This is a genomic window from Streptomyces sp. NPDC002795, assembly GCF_042888725.1.
Taxonomy (GTDB): Bacteria; Actinomycetota; Actinomycetes; order Streptomycetales; family Streptomycetaceae; genus Streptomyces.
Window position 1 is genome coordinate 320,125 of record NZ_JBIAQB010000005.1, and the last position, 18,245, is coordinate 338,369.

General features: G+C 71.4%; 15 protein-coding genes. 7 read left to right on the forward strand and 8 right to left on the reverse strand.

The genetic code is table 11. The features are described 5' to 3' along the window. Positions 1-17 precede the first annotated feature (17 nt). Positions 18-254: a 30S ribosomal protein S18 gene (gene rpsR / locus ACFYWS_RS17530; protein WP_389276608.1), complete on the forward strand. Its 237-nt coding sequence runs from the start codon at positions 18-20 to the stop codon at positions 252-254. Between the two features lie 382 nt (positions 255-636). Here rpsR and ACFYWS_RS17535 read toward each other — a convergent pair whose 3' ends face one another. Continuing rightward, entirely contained in the window at positions 637-1,425 is a 789-nt protein-coding gene (locus tag ACFYWS_RS17535) for a class II aldolase/adducin family protein (RefSeq protein WP_389276611.1), read from the reverse strand. Then, positions 1,422-2,417: a C-terminal binding protein gene (locus ACFYWS_RS17540; RefSeq protein ID WP_389276614.1), complete on the reverse strand. Its 996-nt coding sequence runs from the start codon at positions 2,415-2,417 to the stop codon at positions 1,422-1,424. The genes ACFYWS_RS17535 and ACFYWS_RS17540 overlap by 4 nt, the downstream gene beginning before the upstream one ends. 179 nt (positions 2,418-2,596) lie before the next feature. Between ACFYWS_RS17540 and ACFYWS_RS17545 the strand changes: the two genes are divergently transcribed. From ACFYWS_RS17545 to ACFYWS_RS17555, 3 genes are all read left to right on the forward strand, one after another. After that, positions 2,597-3,496 (forward strand): Lrp/AsnC family transcriptional regulator, encoded by a 900-nt coding sequence (locus ACFYWS_RS17545; protein WP_389276617.1) that lies wholly within the window; start codon positions 2,597-2,599, stop codon positions 3,494-3,496. Positions 3,497-3,686: 190 nt separating this feature from the next. Further along, the gene (locus tag ACFYWS_RS17550) at positions 3,687-5,330 is read left to right on the forward strand and encodes an amidohydrolase (RefSeq protein WP_389276620.1); all 1,644 of its coding nucleotides are present in this window, start codon (positions 3,687-3,689) and stop codon (positions 5,328-5,330) included. Between the two features lie 296 nt (positions 5,331-5,626). Beyond that, on the forward strand, positions 5,627-6,976 hold the full coding sequence (locus ACFYWS_RS17555; RefSeq protein WP_389276623.1) for an MFS transporter: 1,350 nt from the start codon (positions 5,627-5,629) through the stop codon (positions 6,974-6,976). On the opposite strand, the gene ACFYWS_RS17560 is transcribed toward ACFYWS_RS17555, so the two are convergent. Both ACFYWS_RS17560 and ACFYWS_RS17565 read right to left on the reverse strand, forming a co-directional pair. After that, the gene (locus ACFYWS_RS17560; RefSeq protein ID WP_389276626.1) at positions 6,973-7,563 is read right to left on the reverse strand and encodes an FxLYD domain-containing protein; all 591 of its coding nucleotides are present in this window, start codon (positions 7,561-7,563) and stop codon (positions 6,973-6,975) included. The two genes, ACFYWS_RS17555 and ACFYWS_RS17560, sit on opposite strands and share 4 nt — an antisense overlap. Then, positions 7,563-8,657 carry a chemotaxis protein gene (locus ACFYWS_RS17565; protein WP_389276629.1) on the reverse strand — a complete coding sequence of 365 codons (1,095 nt, stop codon included), beginning with the start codon at positions 8,655-8,657 and terminating at the stop codon, positions 7,563-7,565. Before ACFYWS_RS17565 ends, ACFYWS_RS17560 begins: the two co-directional genes overlap by 1 nt. Positions 8,658-8,835: 178 nt before the next feature. Between ACFYWS_RS17565 and ACFYWS_RS17570 the strand changes: the two genes are divergently transcribed. The 3 genes from ACFYWS_RS17570 to ACFYWS_RS17580 are packed head-to-tail and all read left to right on the forward strand — an operon-like array spanning position 8,836 to position 13,804. Continuing rightward, a complete protein-coding gene (locus ACFYWS_RS17570) occupies positions 8,836-10,287 on the forward strand; it encodes a basic amino acid/polyamine antiporter (RefSeq protein ID WP_389276632.1) in 1,452 nt (483 codons plus the stop codon). Between the two features lie 37 nt (positions 10,288-10,324). Then, entirely contained in the window at positions 10,325-11,587 is a 1,263-nt protein-coding gene (locus ACFYWS_RS17575; protein WP_389276635.1) for an arginine deiminase, read from the forward strand. A gap of 30 nt (positions 11,588-11,617) precedes the next feature. Continuing rightward, complete coding sequence (locus tag ACFYWS_RS17580) at positions 11,618-13,804, forward strand: hypothetical protein (protein ID WP_389276638.1); 2,187 nt, start codon at positions 11,618-11,620, stop codon at positions 13,802-13,804. Here ACFYWS_RS17580 and ACFYWS_RS17585 read toward each other — a convergent pair. From ACFYWS_RS17585 to ACFYWS_RS17600, 4 genes are read right to left on the reverse strand one after another with little or no spacing between them, the layout of a single operon-like run. Continuing rightward, positions 13,788-15,140 carry an MFS transporter gene (locus tag ACFYWS_RS17585; protein WP_389276641.1) on the reverse strand — a complete coding sequence of 451 codons (1,353 nt, stop codon included), beginning with the start codon at positions 15,138-15,140 and terminating at the stop codon, positions 13,788-13,790. The two genes, ACFYWS_RS17580 and ACFYWS_RS17585, sit on opposite strands and share 17 nt — an antisense overlap. Further along, complete coding sequence (locus ACFYWS_RS17590; protein WP_389276644.1) at positions 15,137-16,270, reverse strand: acyl-CoA dehydrogenase family protein; 1,134 nt, start codon at positions 16,268-16,270, stop codon at positions 15,137-15,139. The genes ACFYWS_RS17585 and ACFYWS_RS17590 overlap by 4 nt, the downstream gene beginning before the upstream one ends. Then, positions 16,267-17,394, reverse strand: a complete 1,128-nt coding sequence (locus ACFYWS_RS17595; RefSeq protein ID WP_389276647.1) for an acyl-CoA dehydrogenase family protein — start codon at positions 17,392-17,394, stop codon at positions 16,267-16,269. Before ACFYWS_RS17595 ends, ACFYWS_RS17590 begins: the two co-directional genes overlap by 4 nt. Positions 17,395-17,451: 57 nt before the next feature. After that, positions 17,452-18,243: an enoyl-CoA hydratase/isomerase family protein gene (locus tag ACFYWS_RS17600; protein WP_389276650.1), complete on the reverse strand. Its 792-nt coding sequence runs from the start codon at positions 18,241-18,243 to the stop codon at positions 17,452-17,454. Between the last annotated feature and the right edge of the window lie 2 nt (positions 18,244-18,245).

An 18,245-nucleotide genomic window follows, 5' to 3' on the forward strand; every position in this document is an offset into this window, starting at 1 on the left:
ACCGAAAGGAACCCGACATGCCCCGTGCACGTATCCCGCGCAAGCCCGCCAAGCCGCGTCCCAACCCGCTCGACGCGGCGGGCATCACCTACGTCGACTACAAGGACACCGACCTGCTGCGCCAGTTCGTCTCCGACCGCGGCAAGATCCGCAGCCGCCGCGTCACCCGCCTCAGCGTGCGCCAGCAGCGCCAGGTGACGTCCGCCGTCAAGAACGCCCGGGAGATGGCGCTGCTGCCGTACGCGAGCAGGTGACCGCCGGCCGCCGCCGCCTTCTCGTAGGCGGCGGGGTCCGTGCCGCCGGTCCCCCAGTACGTAAAGGGGGACCCGAAGGCACGGGGATCCGGCTCATGTCCTCGCCGGCCGACTGGCGTTCGATGGTGTGGGTGTGGGCCCTGTGCGCCGAAGTGCTCGGTGAAAGCGGCGGCGACGGTGCGCGTCGGGGTCTCGTCGTCGACGGTGGGCGGGAAGGCTGCGAGCGGCTCGAACTCCGCTGCGCAGCACGCCGATCAGACCGGTGCCGCCGATGCCCTCTCCTCACGTCCCTTGCGGACGTTGTCGGTTGCGCGGCTCACGAAGGAGTCCCGTCGACGGGGGCGTCCCCTCAGTACAACCCGCCCCCGGCACCCCCGCACGCTCAGTCCTTGTAGTCGGGCGCGATCCGCTCCACGAGCCGCAGCAGGGCGCCCCAGGCCAGGTCGTACGCGATGTCGTCCTCGACGTCCGAGGACGCCTCGCCCTCGCCGGTGAGCTGCTGGGCGGTGTACTCGCAGACCTGCTCGGAGGGGATGATCAGCTGTCCACCCGCCTGGGCGGTGACCTGGATCTCGCAGGCCTTCTCCAGGTAGTACATGCGCAGGAACGCCTGCTTGGCGCTGTCGCCGACGGTCAGCAGGCCGTGGTTGCGCAGGATCAGCGCGGGCTGTGTGCCGAGGTCCTCGACGAGGCGCTTCTGCTCGTCGAAGTTGAGGGCGACGCCTTCGTAGTCGTGGTAGCCGACGCGGTTGTGGAACTCCATCGACATCTGGTTGACCGGGAGCAGCCCGCCCTGCTGCGCGGCGACGGCGCAGCCGGCCTTGGTGTGGGTGTGCAGCACGCAGTGGGCGTCGGGGCGGGCCTTGTGGATCGCGCTGTGGATCATGAAGCCGGCCGGGTTGACGGGGTGCGGGCTCGGCTCCACCGCGTTGCCGTCGAGGTCGATCTTGACGAGGTTCGAGGCGGTGATCTCCTCGAAGAGCAGGCCGTAGGGGTTGATCAGGAAGTGGTTGTCAGGACCCGGGAGGCGCTGCGAGATGTGCGTGAAGATCAGGTCGGTCATGCGGAAGTGCGCGACCAGGCGGTAGACGGCGGCCAGTTCGCGGCGCAGGCGCAGCTCTTCCTGGGCGGCGTCGTCGGCCGTGACAGGGGCGGTGAGGGTGTCGGTCACGCGAGTGCTCCTTGCGTACGAGAGGCGTTACGGGCGGTGGTGGGGTCGACGACGGGGGTGTGCGGGCGTCCGGTGGCCCACCAGGCGATGACGTTACGCGCGGGCTCGGTGACGTAGGCGCGCAGGGAGGCGTCGGAGAGGAAGGCGCTGTGCGGGGAGAGCAGCAGGCGCGGGTGGCTGCGCAACCGGTCGTCCGCGGCGGGCGGTTCGACGGGGAAGACGTCGAGGGCGGCGCCCGCGAGGTGGCCGCTGTCGAGGGCGGCGAGCAGGGCGTCCGGGTCGACGAGGTCGCCTCGGGAGACGTTGACGAGAAGGCCGCCGGGGCGCATGCGGGACAGCAGGCCGGTGTCGACCATGCCCCTGGTCTGCGGGGTGGAGGGGGTGTGCAGCGACAGGACGTCGGCGCGTTCCACGAGCGTGTCCAGGTCGAGGCGTTCGACGCCTTCGGGCCAGTCCGTGGCGCGCGGGTCGTGCGCGGCGATCCGGCCGAAGAGGGGTGCGGCGAGGCGGGCGAGGGTGCGGGCGATGCGTCCCATGCCGACCAGGCCGAGCGTCAACTCGCTTGTGCGGCGCGGCACTTCGCCCAGTTCGGTGTTCCAGCCGCCGGAGCGGACCACGGCGTCGGCCTGCGGCAGGCGGCGCGTGAGGCTCAGCGCCTGCGCGAGGGCGTGCACGGCGACGTCCTCGGTCGCCGAGTGCGGCAGGTTCGCCACCCACAGGCCGCGCCGCTCCGCCTCCGCGGTGTCGATCATGTCGTGGCCCGCGGACATGGTGGCGATCATCCGCACCTTGGGCAGGCGGTCGAGCAGGGCTGCGTCCACGCGCGCGTACCCGACGATCAGCGCGTCGGCGTCGTGCGCGGCGGCGACGATCGCCTCCGGGTCCCGGCTGCCGACGACCCGCACCTCCCAGCCGGCGTCGGCGAGGAGACGGACGCCCGGCGCGGGGTCCAGTTCCTCGGTGTCGGTGATCACGACGATGGGTCGCGGCACACCATCCTCCAGGACTTCTCAGAAATGATTCGATCGACTTACGGGAACGAAACCTACGTTTCGACTGCCACACTTGTCCAGACCGAACGAGACGGTCGCCCACCCGGTGACCGACAATGAGCGGGCGTCCGGCCGGTCCACGGCCGGCGCCGAAACCGAACCGCTGAGGGGAACAGCACGTGGATCTCGACGAGACCGACCTGGGCATCGTGCGCGAGCTGCAGAGCGACGGCCGCCTCACGTACGAGACGCTGGCGCAGCGCGTGGGCCTGTCCCGGCCCGCGGCGCGGATGCGCGTGCAGCGGCTCCAGGAGTCGGGCGCCGTACGGGTCGTGGCGATCGTGCACCCCGCCGTGCGCGACCTGACGGCCTCCGCACATCTGGCGATCGACACCGAAGGGCCCGCGGGCCCGGCGGCCCGCGCGATCGCCGCGCTGCCCGAGGCGCCGTTCGTGACGCTGACCAGCGGGCGGCGCGCCATCATGACGGAGCTGCGCACGGCGGGCTTCGGCGCGCTCGACCGGACCATCGAGCAGATCCGGGCACTGCCGGGGGTACGCGCGGTGGACGCGCTCGTCGCGACCCGTCATGTGAAGGACCCCTACCTCCTCACCGAGGAGCCGACCGTGAGCGCGCTCGACGCGGTGGACGAGCGGATCCTCGCCGAACTGGAGGACGACGGCCGCCTCGCCTTCGCGGAACTCGCCGCGCGCGTCGGCCTGTCGGCGGGCGCGACCCGCGCGCGCACCCTGCGCCTCCTGGACGGCGGGGTCGCCAAGGTGGTGGCCCTGGTCCGGCCCGACGTGCTCGGCATGGGGTACCTGTGCGGGTTCAGCCTGCGGGTCGACGGCGCGGCGGCGGACGTCGCCGAACGGATCGCCGCCTTCGGGCGCGTGACGTTCCTGTCGACGTGCCTGGGCGGCGCCGAACTGGTCGGCACGATCACAGCGGAGTCGTTCGCGGCGGTGCGCACCACGCTGGAGGACATGCGCGAGCTGCCCGCCGTGCGGGAGGTGGAGAGCTGGCTCCACCTCGAACTGATCAAGGAGCGCTACGACCTGGGGCCGCGCACGGACTGACCCGGCGGACCGATCACCCGCCCGCCCGGGCAGGGGCGCACAGTCGATACGTAACCCAACCGGCGATTCGACCTTACAAACATTCTTTGCTCGACCCTCTGGTCAATCAGTCGTTCGTTACCTATGGTTCTGCAAGCCGAATCGTCTGTCGGCGCACCCCCGTACGTTCCCGGTCGAAAGCAGGCCTGCCATGCCCCGCTCCCCCGAGCACACCCTCCTCGTCACCGGCGCCGCCGTAGCCGCCGCGGGCACCACCGTCCGGGCCGAGGCCCTCGCCGTGCGCGGTGAGCGCGTCGTGCACGTCGGCACCGAAGAGGAGGCCCGCGCCGCACTCGGCGGCCGGGTCGACGAGGAGCTGCGCCTCGACGGCGGCCTCGTGCACCCCGGCTTCGTCGACGCCCACTGCCACCCGGTGATGTACGGGCAGGCGCTCGCCTGGGTCGACCTGCGCCCCGAGCGCGTGCCGGACATCGACACGCTCGTCGAGGTGCTGCGCGAGGCGGCCCGCGACTTGCCGGGCGGTGTCCCGGTGCGCGGCTTCGGCTACGAGCACCGGCGGCTCGCCGAGGGCCGCCACCCCAGCTGCCACGACCTGGACCGCGTCGCCGATGACCGTGAGGTCTACGTCATGAACGCCTCCGGGCACGGCGGCGTCGTCAACTCCCACACCCTGCGCACCTGCGGCATCGACGCCACCACCCCCTCGCCCGAGGGCGGGACCATCGGCCACTTCGCCGACGGTGAGCCCGACGGGCAGCTGTGGGACGGCGCCTGCGACCTGCTGACCGGTCCGGCAGGCGTGAAGATCGGCAACCACGGGCCGAACTTCCACCTCTCCGAGCCCGACGACATCATGGCCGACCATCTGCTGCGCGCCCAGGAGGTGTTCCTCGCCGCGGGTGTCACCACGATCGGCGACGCGCAGGTGTCGCGCCGCGAGATGGAGACGTACCTGCGGGCGCGGTCGGACGGTTCGCTGCGGATGCGCGTGTCCGCCTATCTGACCTCGGCGCTCCTCGACACCGCCCTCGAACTCGGCGCGGTGCGCGGCTTCGGCGACGACCTGTTCCGCGTCCAGGGCGTGAAGTTCTACGCCGACGGCACGCTCGGCGGCTGGACCGCGTACTTCCCCGAGGGGTACGCCGCCGACTGCTGCCACCACGGGCAGCTGTACCACTCGGTCGAGGAGTACGCGGAGATCGTCCGCCGCGCCCACGCCGCCGGCCTTCAGACCGCCACGCACGCCCAGTCCCCGTACGCCATCGGCATGGTGCTCGACGCGATCGAGAAGGCGCAGGCCGACCGGGAGCGCCCCGACATGCGCCACCGCGTCGAGCACTCGGGTCTTCCGACGGACGAGCAGATCGAGCGGATGGGCGCGCTCGGCGTCGTCCCCGTCATGCAGCCGCAGCACCATCTGCGCACCGGTGACGGCACGTTGACCGCGATCGGTGACATGGGGCACCGCTACAACCCGGCGGGTCGCTGCCCCGACGCCGGTGTGCCGGTCGTCTTCTCCTCGGACGCGCCGGTGGCTCCGCCGGCGCCGTTGGAGGCGGTGTCCGCGGCGGCGACGCGGCGGACCGTGCTCGGCACGGTTCTCGGGGACGAGTCGCTGCGGCTGCCGGTCGAGGCGGGGTTGCATGCGCACACCGCGGCCGCGGCGAGTGCGCTGCACCGTGAGGGTGCCGTCGGTGTGCTCGCGCCCGGCATGCTCGCCGACTTCTGTGTCCTCGATGCCGATCCGTTGACCGTGCCCGCCGAGGAGTTGGCCGGGATTCGCGTGCGTGAGACGTGGATCGGTGGCGCCCGAGCGTGGGCGCGCGGCGCGTAGCGGGTGTCGTTATGGCCGTGCCATGGTGTGGCCGAGCCGAATGGCGCGCCACGCCGTGGCTGGGCTTGCGCAGTTCCCCGCGCCCCTGAAAGCCGCGCCGCCGCCCGGCTCGTCCCCATGACGCGCCGCACCGTGGTTGCGCTCGCGCAGTTCCCCGCACCCCTGAGAACCGCGCCGCCGCCCCGCCCGTCCCAATGACGCGCCGCACCGTAGTTGCGCTCGCGCAGTTCCCCGCGCCCCTGAAAGCAGCCCCCCACCTACCGTCCCCGACCGCACTCATCCCGCCGGAGGTCCCCTTGTCGGACCGCACCACGTCATCCCGTCCCCCGCAGAGTCCGTTCAGGACCGCGTTCGCCGCGCTGTCCGGGACATCCATCGAGTGGTACGACTTCTACGCCTTCGCCACCGCCGCGGCGATCGTTTTCAACGACGTCTTCTTCCCCGCCGACATGCCGACGGCCCTGAAGACGATCTCGTCCTTCGCCACCTTCGCCGTGGGCTTTCTGCTGCGCCCGCTCGGCGGCATCGTCTTCGGGCACATCGGCGACCGCGTCGGCCGCAAGAAGACGCTCGTCATCACGCTCCTGATGATGGGCATCGCCTCGTTCGCGATCGGCCTGCTGCCGACGTACGACCAGGTCGGCGTCCTCTCCCCGATCCTGCTGATCACGCTGCGCCTGATCCAGGGCATCGCGATCGGCGGCGAGTGGGGCGGCGCCGTGCTCATCGCCGTCGAGAACGCACCCAAGGGCAAGGCCACGTTCTTCGGCTCGTTCGCCCAACTCGGCTCGTCCGTCGGCGCGTTGCTGTCGACCGGCATGTTCAGCCTCATGAACCTCTTCGGCGACTCCGCGTTCAACAGCTGGGGCTGGCGCGTGCCGTTCCTCGCCTCCGCGGTCCTCGTCGTCATCGGCCTGGTGGTGCGCGCCAAGCTGGAGGACTCCCCGGTGATGGACGACATCCACGCCGCCGAGGCCGAGAAGGGAAAGCCGAGCCGGCTGCCCGTCGCCGAGGTGCTGACCAAGGACTGGAGGACGGTCCTGACCGGGGTCTTCGCGCTCGCCACCGCGACCGGCGGCTACTACGTGGTGACCAGCTATCTGCTCTCGTACGGCACCGAATCGCTGCACCTGTCGGAGTCGATGCTGCTCAACGGCCTCTCGCTGGCCGCGTTCCTGGAGCTCTTGGTCACTCCGCTGCTCGCGCTGCTCGGTGACAAGGTGGGCGCGCACAAGGTCGTCGTCGCGGGTCTCGCCGGTGTCGTACTGCTGTCGATCCCGCAGTTCATGGTGCTCGGCGGCGGCAGTGTCGTGCTGATCTATCTGATGATGCTGGCGATGCGTCTGGTGATGTCGGCGCTGTACGGGCCGATGGCCGCGATCCTGGCCGACGGCTTCGCCCCGCACGTCCGCTACACCGGCATCTCGCTCTCCTACCAGGTCTGCAACATGATCTTCGCGGGCTTCGCCCCGGTCACCGCGGTCTGGCTGTCGTCCCTGGCCGGCGGCGCGTACTGGCCTCCGGCCGCCGCGCTGATGGTGGTCTCCGTGATCGGCATCTGGTGCACGCTGCGGCTGCGGGTCCACTTCGAGCGCCGGATCGCGGCCGAGCCCACGGCCGCGAACCAGGAGACGGTGCCGGTCTAGTAACGCTGTGCCTTTGTCACGCTCGCCTTGAGGTGTGGCTCGGGGGGCTTGGTGCTGATCGCCAGTGGCTGCGCCCTGTCCCCCGCCTTCAGGTCCTCGACTCCGACGACCTTCGTCTCGACGACCTTGCCGTCGGAGTCGCTGAAGTCGACCTCCACCGCGTACGAGGCGGTCTTGTCGGTGGTGTTGGTGATGTGGACGACGACGGCGCGCACGCCCTTCGTGTCCGCGAGGCGCTTGCCGGTCAGTTCGACGTCGCGCACCGCGTTGCCCTGCCCGTCGACCTTGTCCAGCTGCTTGGTGAACTCCTGCCGCTTGCGCTCCACGTCGGCCGAGACGGACGCCTCGAACTCACTGGCCCGCGCCGAGGCCGACTTGGCGACCGCGGAGGTGGACGCCTTGATCGACGCCTTCTTCGACGCCAGCGCCGAGGGCGGCGTACCGGAGAACCTCGACGCGTCCGGTGAGCTGGCCGACGCGCTGGCACTCGCCCCCGCGTCCTTCTCGTCCCCTGAGCCGCATGCCGCGAGCGCCAGCACACCCGCCAGCGCGCAGGCGAGCGGCGCGGCCGTCCTCCGCCCGCGCATCAGAACCTCAACACCGCGGCGACGCGCCCGGCGTCCGCGAGGGTGTCGTCGGGGACGAACACCACCTCCGCGCCGGTCTCCAGGGCGGACTCGACGACCTCGTCGACGATGTCGTGCACGGCGTCGAGGTCGTCGTCGGCGGCCGGTTCCAGATGCCCTTCGCCGGCCCGCACGGTGATCCGGTAGTTCTCCTCGACGACGAGCCGGCGGATCCGCCCGTCCTGGGCCTCCTGCCACACCTCGTCCACGCCCGCCGCGTACTTCTTCTCGCCGCGCGCCTGCTCCAGCTGGTCCAGCGCCTCGGCGACGACCAGCCGCGCCGCTTCCTCCCGGGCCGGGGCCACCGCCTGGGCGACCTCCTCAGGGGTGCCCTGCGCCAGTCCGCCGACCGACACCTCGATGGCACCGTGCGCGGCGCCGCCGACCTCCGCCAGAAGGGTCAGCGCGGCCGACTCCCCCGTGACGTAGAGCGGCCTCGGCTCCTCGCCGAGCACATCGCTCAGCTCGGTGTCCGCGTCCCGGAAGAACTGGCGGGTCTGCTCGTCGCGGAACGTGCTGGGCACGTCGCCGACGCGCTCCTTGCGTTCGGCGTCCGGGTCCTCAAGGCTGCGGGTCAGGGGGAAGCCGTGCTCCGTGTTCTCGGTGACGCGGTCGCCGCGGCCGTCCCACAGCGTGATCCGGTCGGCGGCCAGGGCCAGCACCCAGTAGGCGCGCCGCGCGGCGTCGGCGGCGACGAGGTTCCGGGTCAGGAAGGTGTCGGCGACCACGACGCGCTCGGGGACACCGCGGTCGACGACCCAGGTCTCGTGCTCGCCCGGCGCCGCGAAGACGATGAGGCCGTCGCGCACCTGGGCGGGGTCGACCTCCTGGACCGCGGCCCGCAGCTGCGCGACGACGTCCTCCTGGCGTTCCTTCGTCACCGCGGGGTCCGCCGCCAGCTGGCGCTCCGCCTCGCTGACGAGGTTGCCGAGCCGGACCGGGTCCTGACTGTTCTCCGGTCGTCGCCGATGGGTGGGCATCGCCAGGGACACGGCTGGATAGGAGCGCGGCTCGCGCAATTCGCGAAGGATCACCCGGGTCAATGAGGAATGCATGGCTGCTTGTCCTTCTCCTGAGACGGCTCGCACCATGCTGCCCACAACTCGCACGATCGGCCATTCGGAATGAACATGCCCCAATGCCCCAACACCCTTAAAAGGTGCACTCCTCAACGTGTTGGTAGAAAACTGTTCCCCGAGCGCCCCAGCTCCCACCGCAACCGAAGGGGACGCAATGGAGCAGCAGGCCTCTACGGAGTCCCGGACCTCCGCTCCGCCCGCGAAACTGGCCCTGTTCACCCTCACCACCATGGTCATCGGCTCCATGGTCGGCGCAGGGGTGTTCTCTCTCCCCTCGCGTTTCGCCGAGCAGACGGGGGTCGCGGGAGCGCTCATCGCCTGGGCGATCGCCGGTACGGGCATGCTGATGCTCGCCTTGGTCTTCCAGTCCCTCGCCGTGCGCAGGCCGGACCTGGACGCGGGCGTCTACGCCTACGCCAAAGCGGGGTTCGGGGAGTACGTCGGCTTCTTCTCCGCCTTCGGTTACTGGGCCAGCTCGTGCGTCGGCAATGTGACGTACTGGGTGCTGATCATGTCGACGGTCGGCACGATCTGGTCGAGCCTCGGCGAGGGGGACACGGCGCTCGCGGTGATCCTGTCCTCCGTCGGTCTGTGGGCGTTCTTCCTGATGATCCGCCGGGGTGTGAAGGAGGCCGCGGCGATCAACCGGATCGTCACGGTGGCGAAGGTCGTGCCGATCATCATCTTCGTGATCCTGGCGCTCGTCTTCTTCGACCCGAGCGTGTTCGTCGAGAACTGGGGCGGCGCCGACTACGCCGGCTCCTTGTTCAGCCAGGTCAAGGGCACGATGCTGGCCACCGTCTTCGTCTTCCTGGGCGTGGAGGGCGCCAGCGTCTACTCGCGGCACGCCAAGCGCCGCGAGGACGTCGGCAGGGCCACGGTCCTCGGCTTCCTCAGCGTCTTCGCCATCTTCGCCTCCGTCGTGATCGTCAGCTACGGGATCATGCCGATGAGCGAGATCGCCGAGCTGCGCCAGCCGTCGATGGCGGGCGTCCTGGAGGACGCGGTCGGCACCTGGGGCAAGGTCTTCATCAGCGTCGGCCTCATCGTGTCCGTGCTCGGCGCCTATCTGGCGTGGACGTTGATGGCCGCCGAGGTGCTGTTCGTCGCCGCGAAGGACGACGACATGCCGCGCTTCCTGCGCCGCTCCAACCCCGCGGACGTGCCGGTGCCCGCCCTGCTGATGACCACGATCCTGACCCAGGTCGTGCTCGTGATCACCGCGTTCTCCGACGACGCCTTCAACTTCGCGCTCGACCTGACCAGCGCCCTGTCCCTGATCCCGTATCTGCTCGCGGCCGCGTTCGCCGCGAAGATCGGTCTGCGCCCCGATCCGCTCACCGCGGGCGGCCGCACCTCGAACCGTGAACTCACCATCGCCTGCGTGGCCGTGCTCTACACGGCGTTCCTGCTGTACGCGGCGGGGCTGAAGTTCGTCCTCGTTTCACTGATCTTCTACGCCCCGGCCACCATCCTCTTCGTGATGGCCCGCCGCGAGCAGGGCCGCCGCCTGTTCTCGCCGCGTGAACGCGTCATCCTCGCCGTCTCCGTCATCGGCGCCGTGCTCGGCATCGTCGCCCTGGCCACCGGCTGGATCAGCCTGTGACCGCCCCGTCCCACCCCTTGTTAATGGGAGGCATCCCGTGACCGACCCCGACAGCTCCGCTCCCGTCCCGTACGGCGTCCACTCCGAGGTGGGCCGGCTGCGCAAGGTCCTCGTCTGCGCGCCGGGGCTCGCGCACCGCAGGCTGACCCCGACCAACGCGGACGACCTGCTCTTCGACGACGTGATGTGGGTGGAGAACGCCCAGCGTGACCACGCCGACTTCGTCAACAAGCTGCGCGGGCGCGGCGTCGAGGTCGTCGAGCTGCACGAGCTGCTCGCGGAGACGATGGCCGTTCCCGGGGCCAAGTCCTGGCTCCTAGACCGGAAGATCGTCGCCAATCAGGTCGGGCTCGGCCTGATCGACGACACCCGCGCGTTCCTTGAGGGCCTCGACCACCGGCAGCTCGCCGAATACCTCATCGGCGGGCTCGCCACCACCGACCTGCCCGACGACTACCGCTCCCCGTACGTGTCCCTGGCCCGCGAATCCACGGGCGTACGCGAGTACTTGATGCCGCCGCTGCCCAACACCCTCTACACCCGCGACACCACGTGCTGGCTCTACGGCGGCCTCACCCTCAACCCGCTGTACTGGCCCGCGCGGCACGACGAGACACTGCTGATGAAGGCGGTCTACACGTTCCACCCGGACTTCGCGGGCTCGACCGTCTGGTGGGGCGATCCCGAACGGGACTGGGGGCAGGCGAGCTTCGAGGGCGGCGACATCATGCCCGTCGGCAAGGGCGTCGTCCTGATGGGCATGAGCGAGCGCACCTCGCGGCAGGCCATCACCCAGGTCGCGGCCTCCCTCTTCGAGCGCGGCGCCGCCGAGCGCGTCATCGTCGCCGGGATGCCGAAGCTGCGCTCCGCGATGCACCTGGACACCGTCTTCACCTTCGCCGACCGCGACATCGTCACCCTCTACCCGAAGATCATGGACGCGGTGCACACGTTCTCGCTGCGCCCCAGCGACAAGCCGCCGGGCCTGGAGATCACCGACGAGGGCTCGGCCGCGTTCACCGACGTCGTCTCGAAGGCCCTCGGCCTCGGCGACCTCCAGGTCATCGAGACGGGCGGCGACGTGTACGCCTCCGAGCGCCAGCAGTGGGACAGCGGCAACAACGCAGTCGCCCTCGAACCGGGCGTGGTCTTCACCTACGACCGCAACACCCAGACGAACACGCTGCTGCGCAAGGCGGGTGTGGAGGTCATCACCATCGTCGGCGCCGAACTCGGGCGGGGGCGCGGCGGCGGCCACTGCATGACCTGCCCCATCAGCCGGGACCCGCTCGACTACTGACGCGGCCCCAGGACCGGTACCGTCAAGGGCATGGAGAAGGTCACGCTCCATACGCTGCTCCGCGCGGTGGCCCTCGTGGTGGCCGCCGTCGCCACGCTGACCGTGTGCGTCACGGCCACCGTCCGCGGCACGCTGCTCGACCCCGGCTTCCACGCCGCCGTCCTCGACGAACAGCGCGCCTACGACCGGCTCTACAACGAGGTCCTGGTGGATCCGGAGGCCTCCCCGGTCACCCGCGACCTGCTGGCCCGGCTCGCGGTGCCGGAGGCGCAGATCACCTCCAACCTCAAGCTGGTCCTGCCGCCCGACACGCTGCGCGACCTGACCCGGCAACAGGTCGACGCGCTGGTCGGCTATCTGAACGGTGACGTTGAGGACCTGCGCCTGGTCGTCGATCTGCGCCCGGTCCTCGCCAACCTCGGCGACCTGGCGCACACCTACTTCGGCGATCTCGTCGCGGGCGTCCAGAACCGCTCGGAGCCCGACTTCGACCGGTTCCGGGAGACGCTCGCCGACGAGGCGCGCGAACTGGCCGCGGGGCGTGCGCCCGAGGGCCTGCCGCAACTGCCGCTGACGGAGGACCAGGCGAGCCGCGTCGCCGACACGCTGCTCGCCCTCGTACCGGCCGGGGAGCGCGCGGGCCTGCGCCCGGAGGTCGAGACGGCGCTCGCGGACGGGGACGTCGGCACCGCGCTCGCCGCCGTCGCCCCGGTCACCGTCACGGACCGCGTCCAGGGCGCGGCGGCCCAGCTCCGCACGCTCGTCGACGGCGGACGCTGGGACCTGACCGACACCCTCAAGGCATCCGGCAACGACCTGTCGGGGCTGCGGGAGGTGCGCCCCTACACGGCGGTGGGGCTCGGGGTGCTCGAAGTCGTCGCGGCGGTGCTGCTGTTGCTGTCCCTCACGGCGCTGTGGCTGCTCGGTCCGCAGCAGACGGGGCGCCGGCTGGTCCTGCTCGGGATTCCGCTCGCTGCGGGCGGGGTGCTCACCGCGCTGGCCGCCTGGGTGACGCGTCTGGTCACCGACGGGCGGCTCGTCGCGCCTCCCGACTCGTGGCCGCCGAGCCTGACCCGCCTCGTCGACGACGTGCAGCGCGCCGCCGTCGGCCACTTCACCGTTACCGCGCTGTGGGCCGCGCTCGTCCCCGTACTGGCGGGGGCGCTGCTCACCGGTGTCGGCCTGCTCATGAGGACCGGACTCGCCGGCCGGCTTCCGCAGGCGGCCCGCGACCGCCTCGATACTCCGCGGCGGGCGGTCGGCCTGGGTTTCGGGGCGGCGTGCGTGGCGGTCACAGGCATGGTCCTGATGCCGCTGGCCGCCTCCCCGGCAGCCGCCCGAGAGTGCGAGGGCAGCACCGAGCTGTGCGACCGCCCCTACGACGAGGTCGCGTATCTCACCGCGCACAACGCGATGTCGACGACCGCCGACCACTTCATCGGGCCGCTCCAGGACCCGCGTATCAGCACGCAGTTGGACCACGGGGCGCGCGCCCTGCAACTGGACACCTACCGCTGGGAGACGCCCGACGAGATCGCCGGGCGTCTGGACGGCTCCGACTTCACGGCGGAGCAGCAGGCGCTGGTGCGGTCCGCGGTCAACCGGGTCAATCCGCCGCGCAAGGGGCTGTGGCTGTGCCATTCGGTGTGCCGGGCCGGGGCGATCTCCCTGGTGCCGACGTTGCGCGAGATCGGCGACTGGATGAACGACCACCCCAACGAAGTGGTCACCTTGATCATCCAGGACGCGATCTCCGCCGAGGACACCCGAAAGGCCTTCCGCCAGGCCGGGTTGGAGAAGCTGCTGCACCGGCCGCACGCCGATCCGGCGAAGCCGTGGCCGACGCTCGGCGAGATGATCGACAGCGGCCGGCGCCTAGTGGTCCTCGCCGAGCAGGCGGACACCCCCGGCTCCTGGTACCGCAACTTCTACCGCTACGGCATGGAGACGCCGTTCGCCTTCCGCTCCCCGGACCAGATGAGCTGCGTCCCCCACCGCGGCGGCGACGACAAACGGCTGTTCCTCCTCAACCACTTCATCACCGACAACGGCGGCAGCCGCATCGACGCGGGCGAGGTCAACGCCCGCCGCTACGTCCTGGACCGGGCGCACCGCTGCGAACGCGAGCGCGGCAGGCCGGTGAACTTCGTCGCCGTGGACTACGCGACGATCGGGGACGCGCAGGGGGCGGTCGACGCGCTCAACGAGGGCCGCTGACCGGCTCCGGTACCGATTCCGGCTCCTCGACCAGCGACGTCTTCGAGGTCTCGGGCATCAGCGCGTAGGTGATCAGCGAGATGAGGGCGCAGCCGGAGACATAGAGGAAGAACCAGTTCTCGTGGCCCGCGTCGGCGAAGGCCAGGGCGACGTAGGAGGCGGTGCCGCCGAAGATGGCCTGGGCGAGGTTGTAGGGGACGGCGACGCCCACGGTGCGTACCTCGGTGGTGAACAGTTCCGCCTTCACCACCGCGTTCACGGACGAGTATCCGGCGACGATCGTCAGCGCCAGGATCGAGAGCGCGAGGGCGGCGCCCCAGGTCGGCCACGCCTTCATGCCGCTGAGGATCGGGTACGTACCGAGGGTCGTGCCGACGCCGAAGAAGATCAGCACCGGGCGTCGGCCGACCCGGTCCGAGATGTATCCGCCCAGCGGCAGCAGCACCAGGAAGACGCAGAGCGCCGCGAAACTCACCCAGGACGCCTGCTCCTTGGGCAGGCCGACGCTGTTGACCAGGTAGCTGTTGAGGTACGTCGTGTACGTGTAGTAGGCGACCGAGCCGCCGAGCGTCAGGGCGAACACCAGCACGGCGGCGCGCCGCTGCCGCCACACCTCGCGCAGGGTGCCGCGCCGTTCCTGTACGTCCCCGGCCTCCGCCTTGACGTACGCCTCGGTCTCGTGCATGCCGCGGCGCAGATAGAAGACGGCGACGGCGCCGAGCGCGCCGATCACGAAGGGGATGCGCCAGCCCCACTGCGTCAACTGGTCCTCGCTGAGCAGGGTTTGGAGCACGATCAGGATCACGAGGCCCGCCAGCTGGCCGAGCGTCACGGAGACGTACTGGAAGCTGCCGCCGAGGCCGCGCCGGTGCCCCGCCGAGACCTCGGTGAGGTACGAGGCGCTGGCCGCGTACTCGCCGCCGACGCTGAGGCCTTGCAGCAGGCGGGCCACGACGAGGACGACGGCGCCGGTGTAGCCGGCCGTCGCGTGGTCGGGGGCGACGGCGATCATCAGGGCGCTCACCGACATCAGGCCGACGGTGACGGTGAGGCCGGTCTTGCGGCCCTTGCGGTCCGCGAGTCTGCCGAGCAGCCAGCCGCCGACGGGCCGGGCGAGGAAGCCGACGGCGAAGACGGCCGCGGAGTTCAGCAGGGAGGCGGTGGGGTCGTCCGCGGGGAAGAAGCGGCCGGAGAAGTAGACGGCGAAGGTGGCGTAGACGAACCAGTCGAACCACTCGATCATGTTGCCGATCGAGCCGACCATGATGTTCCGGACGTAACCGCGCTTCTGCGCGGCCGTGCCGGATTCCGCTCTTGGGTTGACCGGGCGACTCATCGTCGAACCTCGCTGGGGAAGGTGGCGGCGGGGGCGGTGAGGACGTCCCAGAGGGCGGGTTCGCCGGCCGCGATGGCCAGCCGGCCCAGCGCGACGGCCTCGGCCTGCTGCGGGACGGGGGTGTCGCGCCAGGCCCAGAGGCGGCGCGTGTAGCGGTGCAGCGGGTACTCGGCGGTGATGCCGAGCGCGCCGTGCAACTGGTGGGCTCTGTGGGCCACTTCGGTGGCGGTGGACGCGGCGGTGATCCGGGCGGTGGCGGCTGCGGCGGTCAGCTGGTGGGCATCCTTTTGAGCGCTCGCGTCCGCGCGGTGGATGTCGCGGGCGTGGTTCAACGCGGCTTCGGCCTGCAAGAGGTGGACGCGCATGGTGGCGAGGTGGGCGGCGACGGCCGGGATCTTCAGGAGCGGTGCGCCGAACTGCTGGCGCCGGGTCACGTGCCCCGCGGTCAGCTCGTAGGCGCCCTCGGCCGCGCCGAGCAGGGCGGCCGAGCGGAGTACGGCGAGGCGGGCGCGGATGTGTGCGGGGGACGGTGCGCCGGGCGGCAGCGTGTTCACCGGTGCGGCGGTGAGGTCGATGGCTTCGTAGGGGGTGCCGCACAGGGCGGGTCGGGGCGGGTGGCGGGTGACGCCGGGGCCCGTGAGGTCGACGGTCCACGGGCCCGCTGCGGATGTTCCTACGATCTCGGCCGCCGGGACCAGCAGCAGGGTGTGCGCTCCGGACGCCCAGGGGACGGCGGGCAGTTGGGCGGTGAGTGTGCCGTCGGCGGCCGGCTCCGTGATGTCTGCGGGGAGGAGGGCGAGTGTGGTCGCCCCCGTGGGGAGGGGGGCGCCGGAAGCCAGGCACCAGTCGGATGTGGCGGACTCGGCGACCGGGGTGGTGACGGTGTGCCGGGCGAGCGCGTGGGTCAGGGCGAGGAGGTCGTCGAAGGTGCCGCCCGACCCGCCTGCCGACTCGGGAACGTCCAGGCGTGTCATGCCCAGTTCGGCGAGTCGCTCCCACAGCGCGAACCCTGACGCGTCTTCCGTGGCGGCCGCGTCCGCCGCGAGTCCGCGTACGACCTCGCGGAGTTCGTCGGCGTACTCGCTGGTGATGGTGGGCTCGCGGCGCCGGGCCTGGCTGGGGGTGGTCATGCGCGGGTCTCCTCGCGGGCGATCAGGGACAGCAGGACGTCGGAGGCGCCGCCGCGCAGGCCGAACGCCGGGGCGGCGAGCAGCGCCTGGCCGAAGTGACTGTCGGCGGTGGGCGGCAGGCCCCCGGATGCCTCGCGGAACGCCTCGACGACGTCGTTCTCGAAGGCGTTGCCCAGGTACTTCAGGGCGGCGGCCTCTCGGACCGGGGTCTCCCCGCGGTCCATGGCGGAGGCCACGTCCCAGCAGAGGCGGCGCAGCACGGTGAGCCGGGCGGTGAGGGAGCCGACCGAGGCCGCGATAATGTCCGGGACGGCCGCCCCGGATTGCCCGTCGCGGGTGGCCTCGGCGAGCAGGGCGACGAGAAGGGGATAGCTGGACAGAACGCGTTCGGCGCCGCCGCGTTCGAAGGAGAGCTGCCCGACGACCTGGCGCCAGCCCTCCCCCTCGGTGCCGATGAGGCGGCCTTCCGGGACGAACACGTCCTCGAACCGCACCTCGTTGAAGTGGTGTTCGCCCGCCAGGTCGGGGATGGCGCCCGTGCTCACCCCGTCGGCGTCCATGTCGACGACGAACTCGCTCAGCCCCTGGTGCTTGCGTTCGACGTCCTCCCGCGCGGTGGTGCGGGCCAGTACGTAGGCGTGGGTGGCGTGGTGGGCGTGGCTGGTCCAGATCTTGTGGCCGCTGAGCCGCCAGCCGCCCGCGACGCGGCGTGCGGTGGTGCGGACCGAGGCCAGGTCGGAGCCGGCCTCGGGTTCGCTCATGCCGAGGCAGAAGACGGCGTCGGTGGCGGCGATCCGCGGCAGGATCTCCTCCTTGAGCGCGGTGCTGCCGTGCCGCAGGATGGCGGGTCCGATCTGCCGGTCCCCGATCCAGTGCGCGGCGACGGGGGCGCCCGCGCGCAGCAGTTCCTCGGTGACGGCGAGCCGGTCGACGTTGCGCAGGGCGTGGCCGCCGTACTCCTGCGGCCAGGTCATGGCGGTCATCCCGCGGCCGGCCAGTTCGCGGCTGAAGTCGCGGTCGAAGGAGCGGAGCCAGGCGTCGCTGCGGGGTGTGTAGCGGCCGGCCTCCCGCCACTCGGCGGCCAGGGCGCGGGCGGCGGCCCGAGCGGTGTCGGTCGGGGACATACGGGAGGTGCCTCCTGAAGCTGAAGGTCCGGTGGTGGGGAGGGGCGTGGGCGGCCGTCAGGAGCCCGTGTACGTACCGGTGCGCTTCTCGCGGAACGCGTCGTAGGCCTCGCGGGAGTCGTCCATCGATGTCACCACGGCCATGTGGGAGGAGATCAGGTCGAGCGCGGTGCGCAGGTCGTGGTGGGCGCCCTGGCGCACGGCGCGCTTGATGATGGCGAGGGCCGCGGGCGGGCGGGCCACGAGGCGGGCGGCGAACGCGTACACCTCGTCGAGGAGGTCCGCGTCGTCGAAGACGTCCTCGACGATGCCGAGCCGCTTGGCCTCGGCCGCGTCGACGAAGTCGCCGGTCCACAGCAGGCGCAGCGCTGCCGCCTGGCCGACGACGCGGGGCAGCAGCCAGCAGCCGCCGTCACCGGGGACCAGGCCGACCTTGATGTAGCCCTCGCAGAAGCGGGCGGAGCGGCCGGCGAAGCGCAGATCGCACAGCAGGGCCATGTCCATGCCCGCACCGACGGCGGGCCCGGTGACGGCCGCGAGGACCGGCTTGTCCAGGTCCTCAAGCGCCCGTGCGACCTGGTGCACCCGCTCGGTGAGCAGCCTCTTCTCCTGGATCGGGGTGCGCTGCTCGCCCTTGAAGTCGGCGAGGTCGACACCGGAGCAGAAGGCGTCGCCTGCGCCGGTGACGACGATGACGCGCACCTCGGGGTCGGCGTCGGCGCGGCGCAGGGCCTCGGCCCAGGCGTCGGCCATGTCGAGGGTGAACGCGTTCTTCCGGTGCGGGCGGTTGAGGGTGATGGTGGCGATGTGGTCGCGGGTGGAGTACAGGAGGTCTTCGTCCGCGGACATGG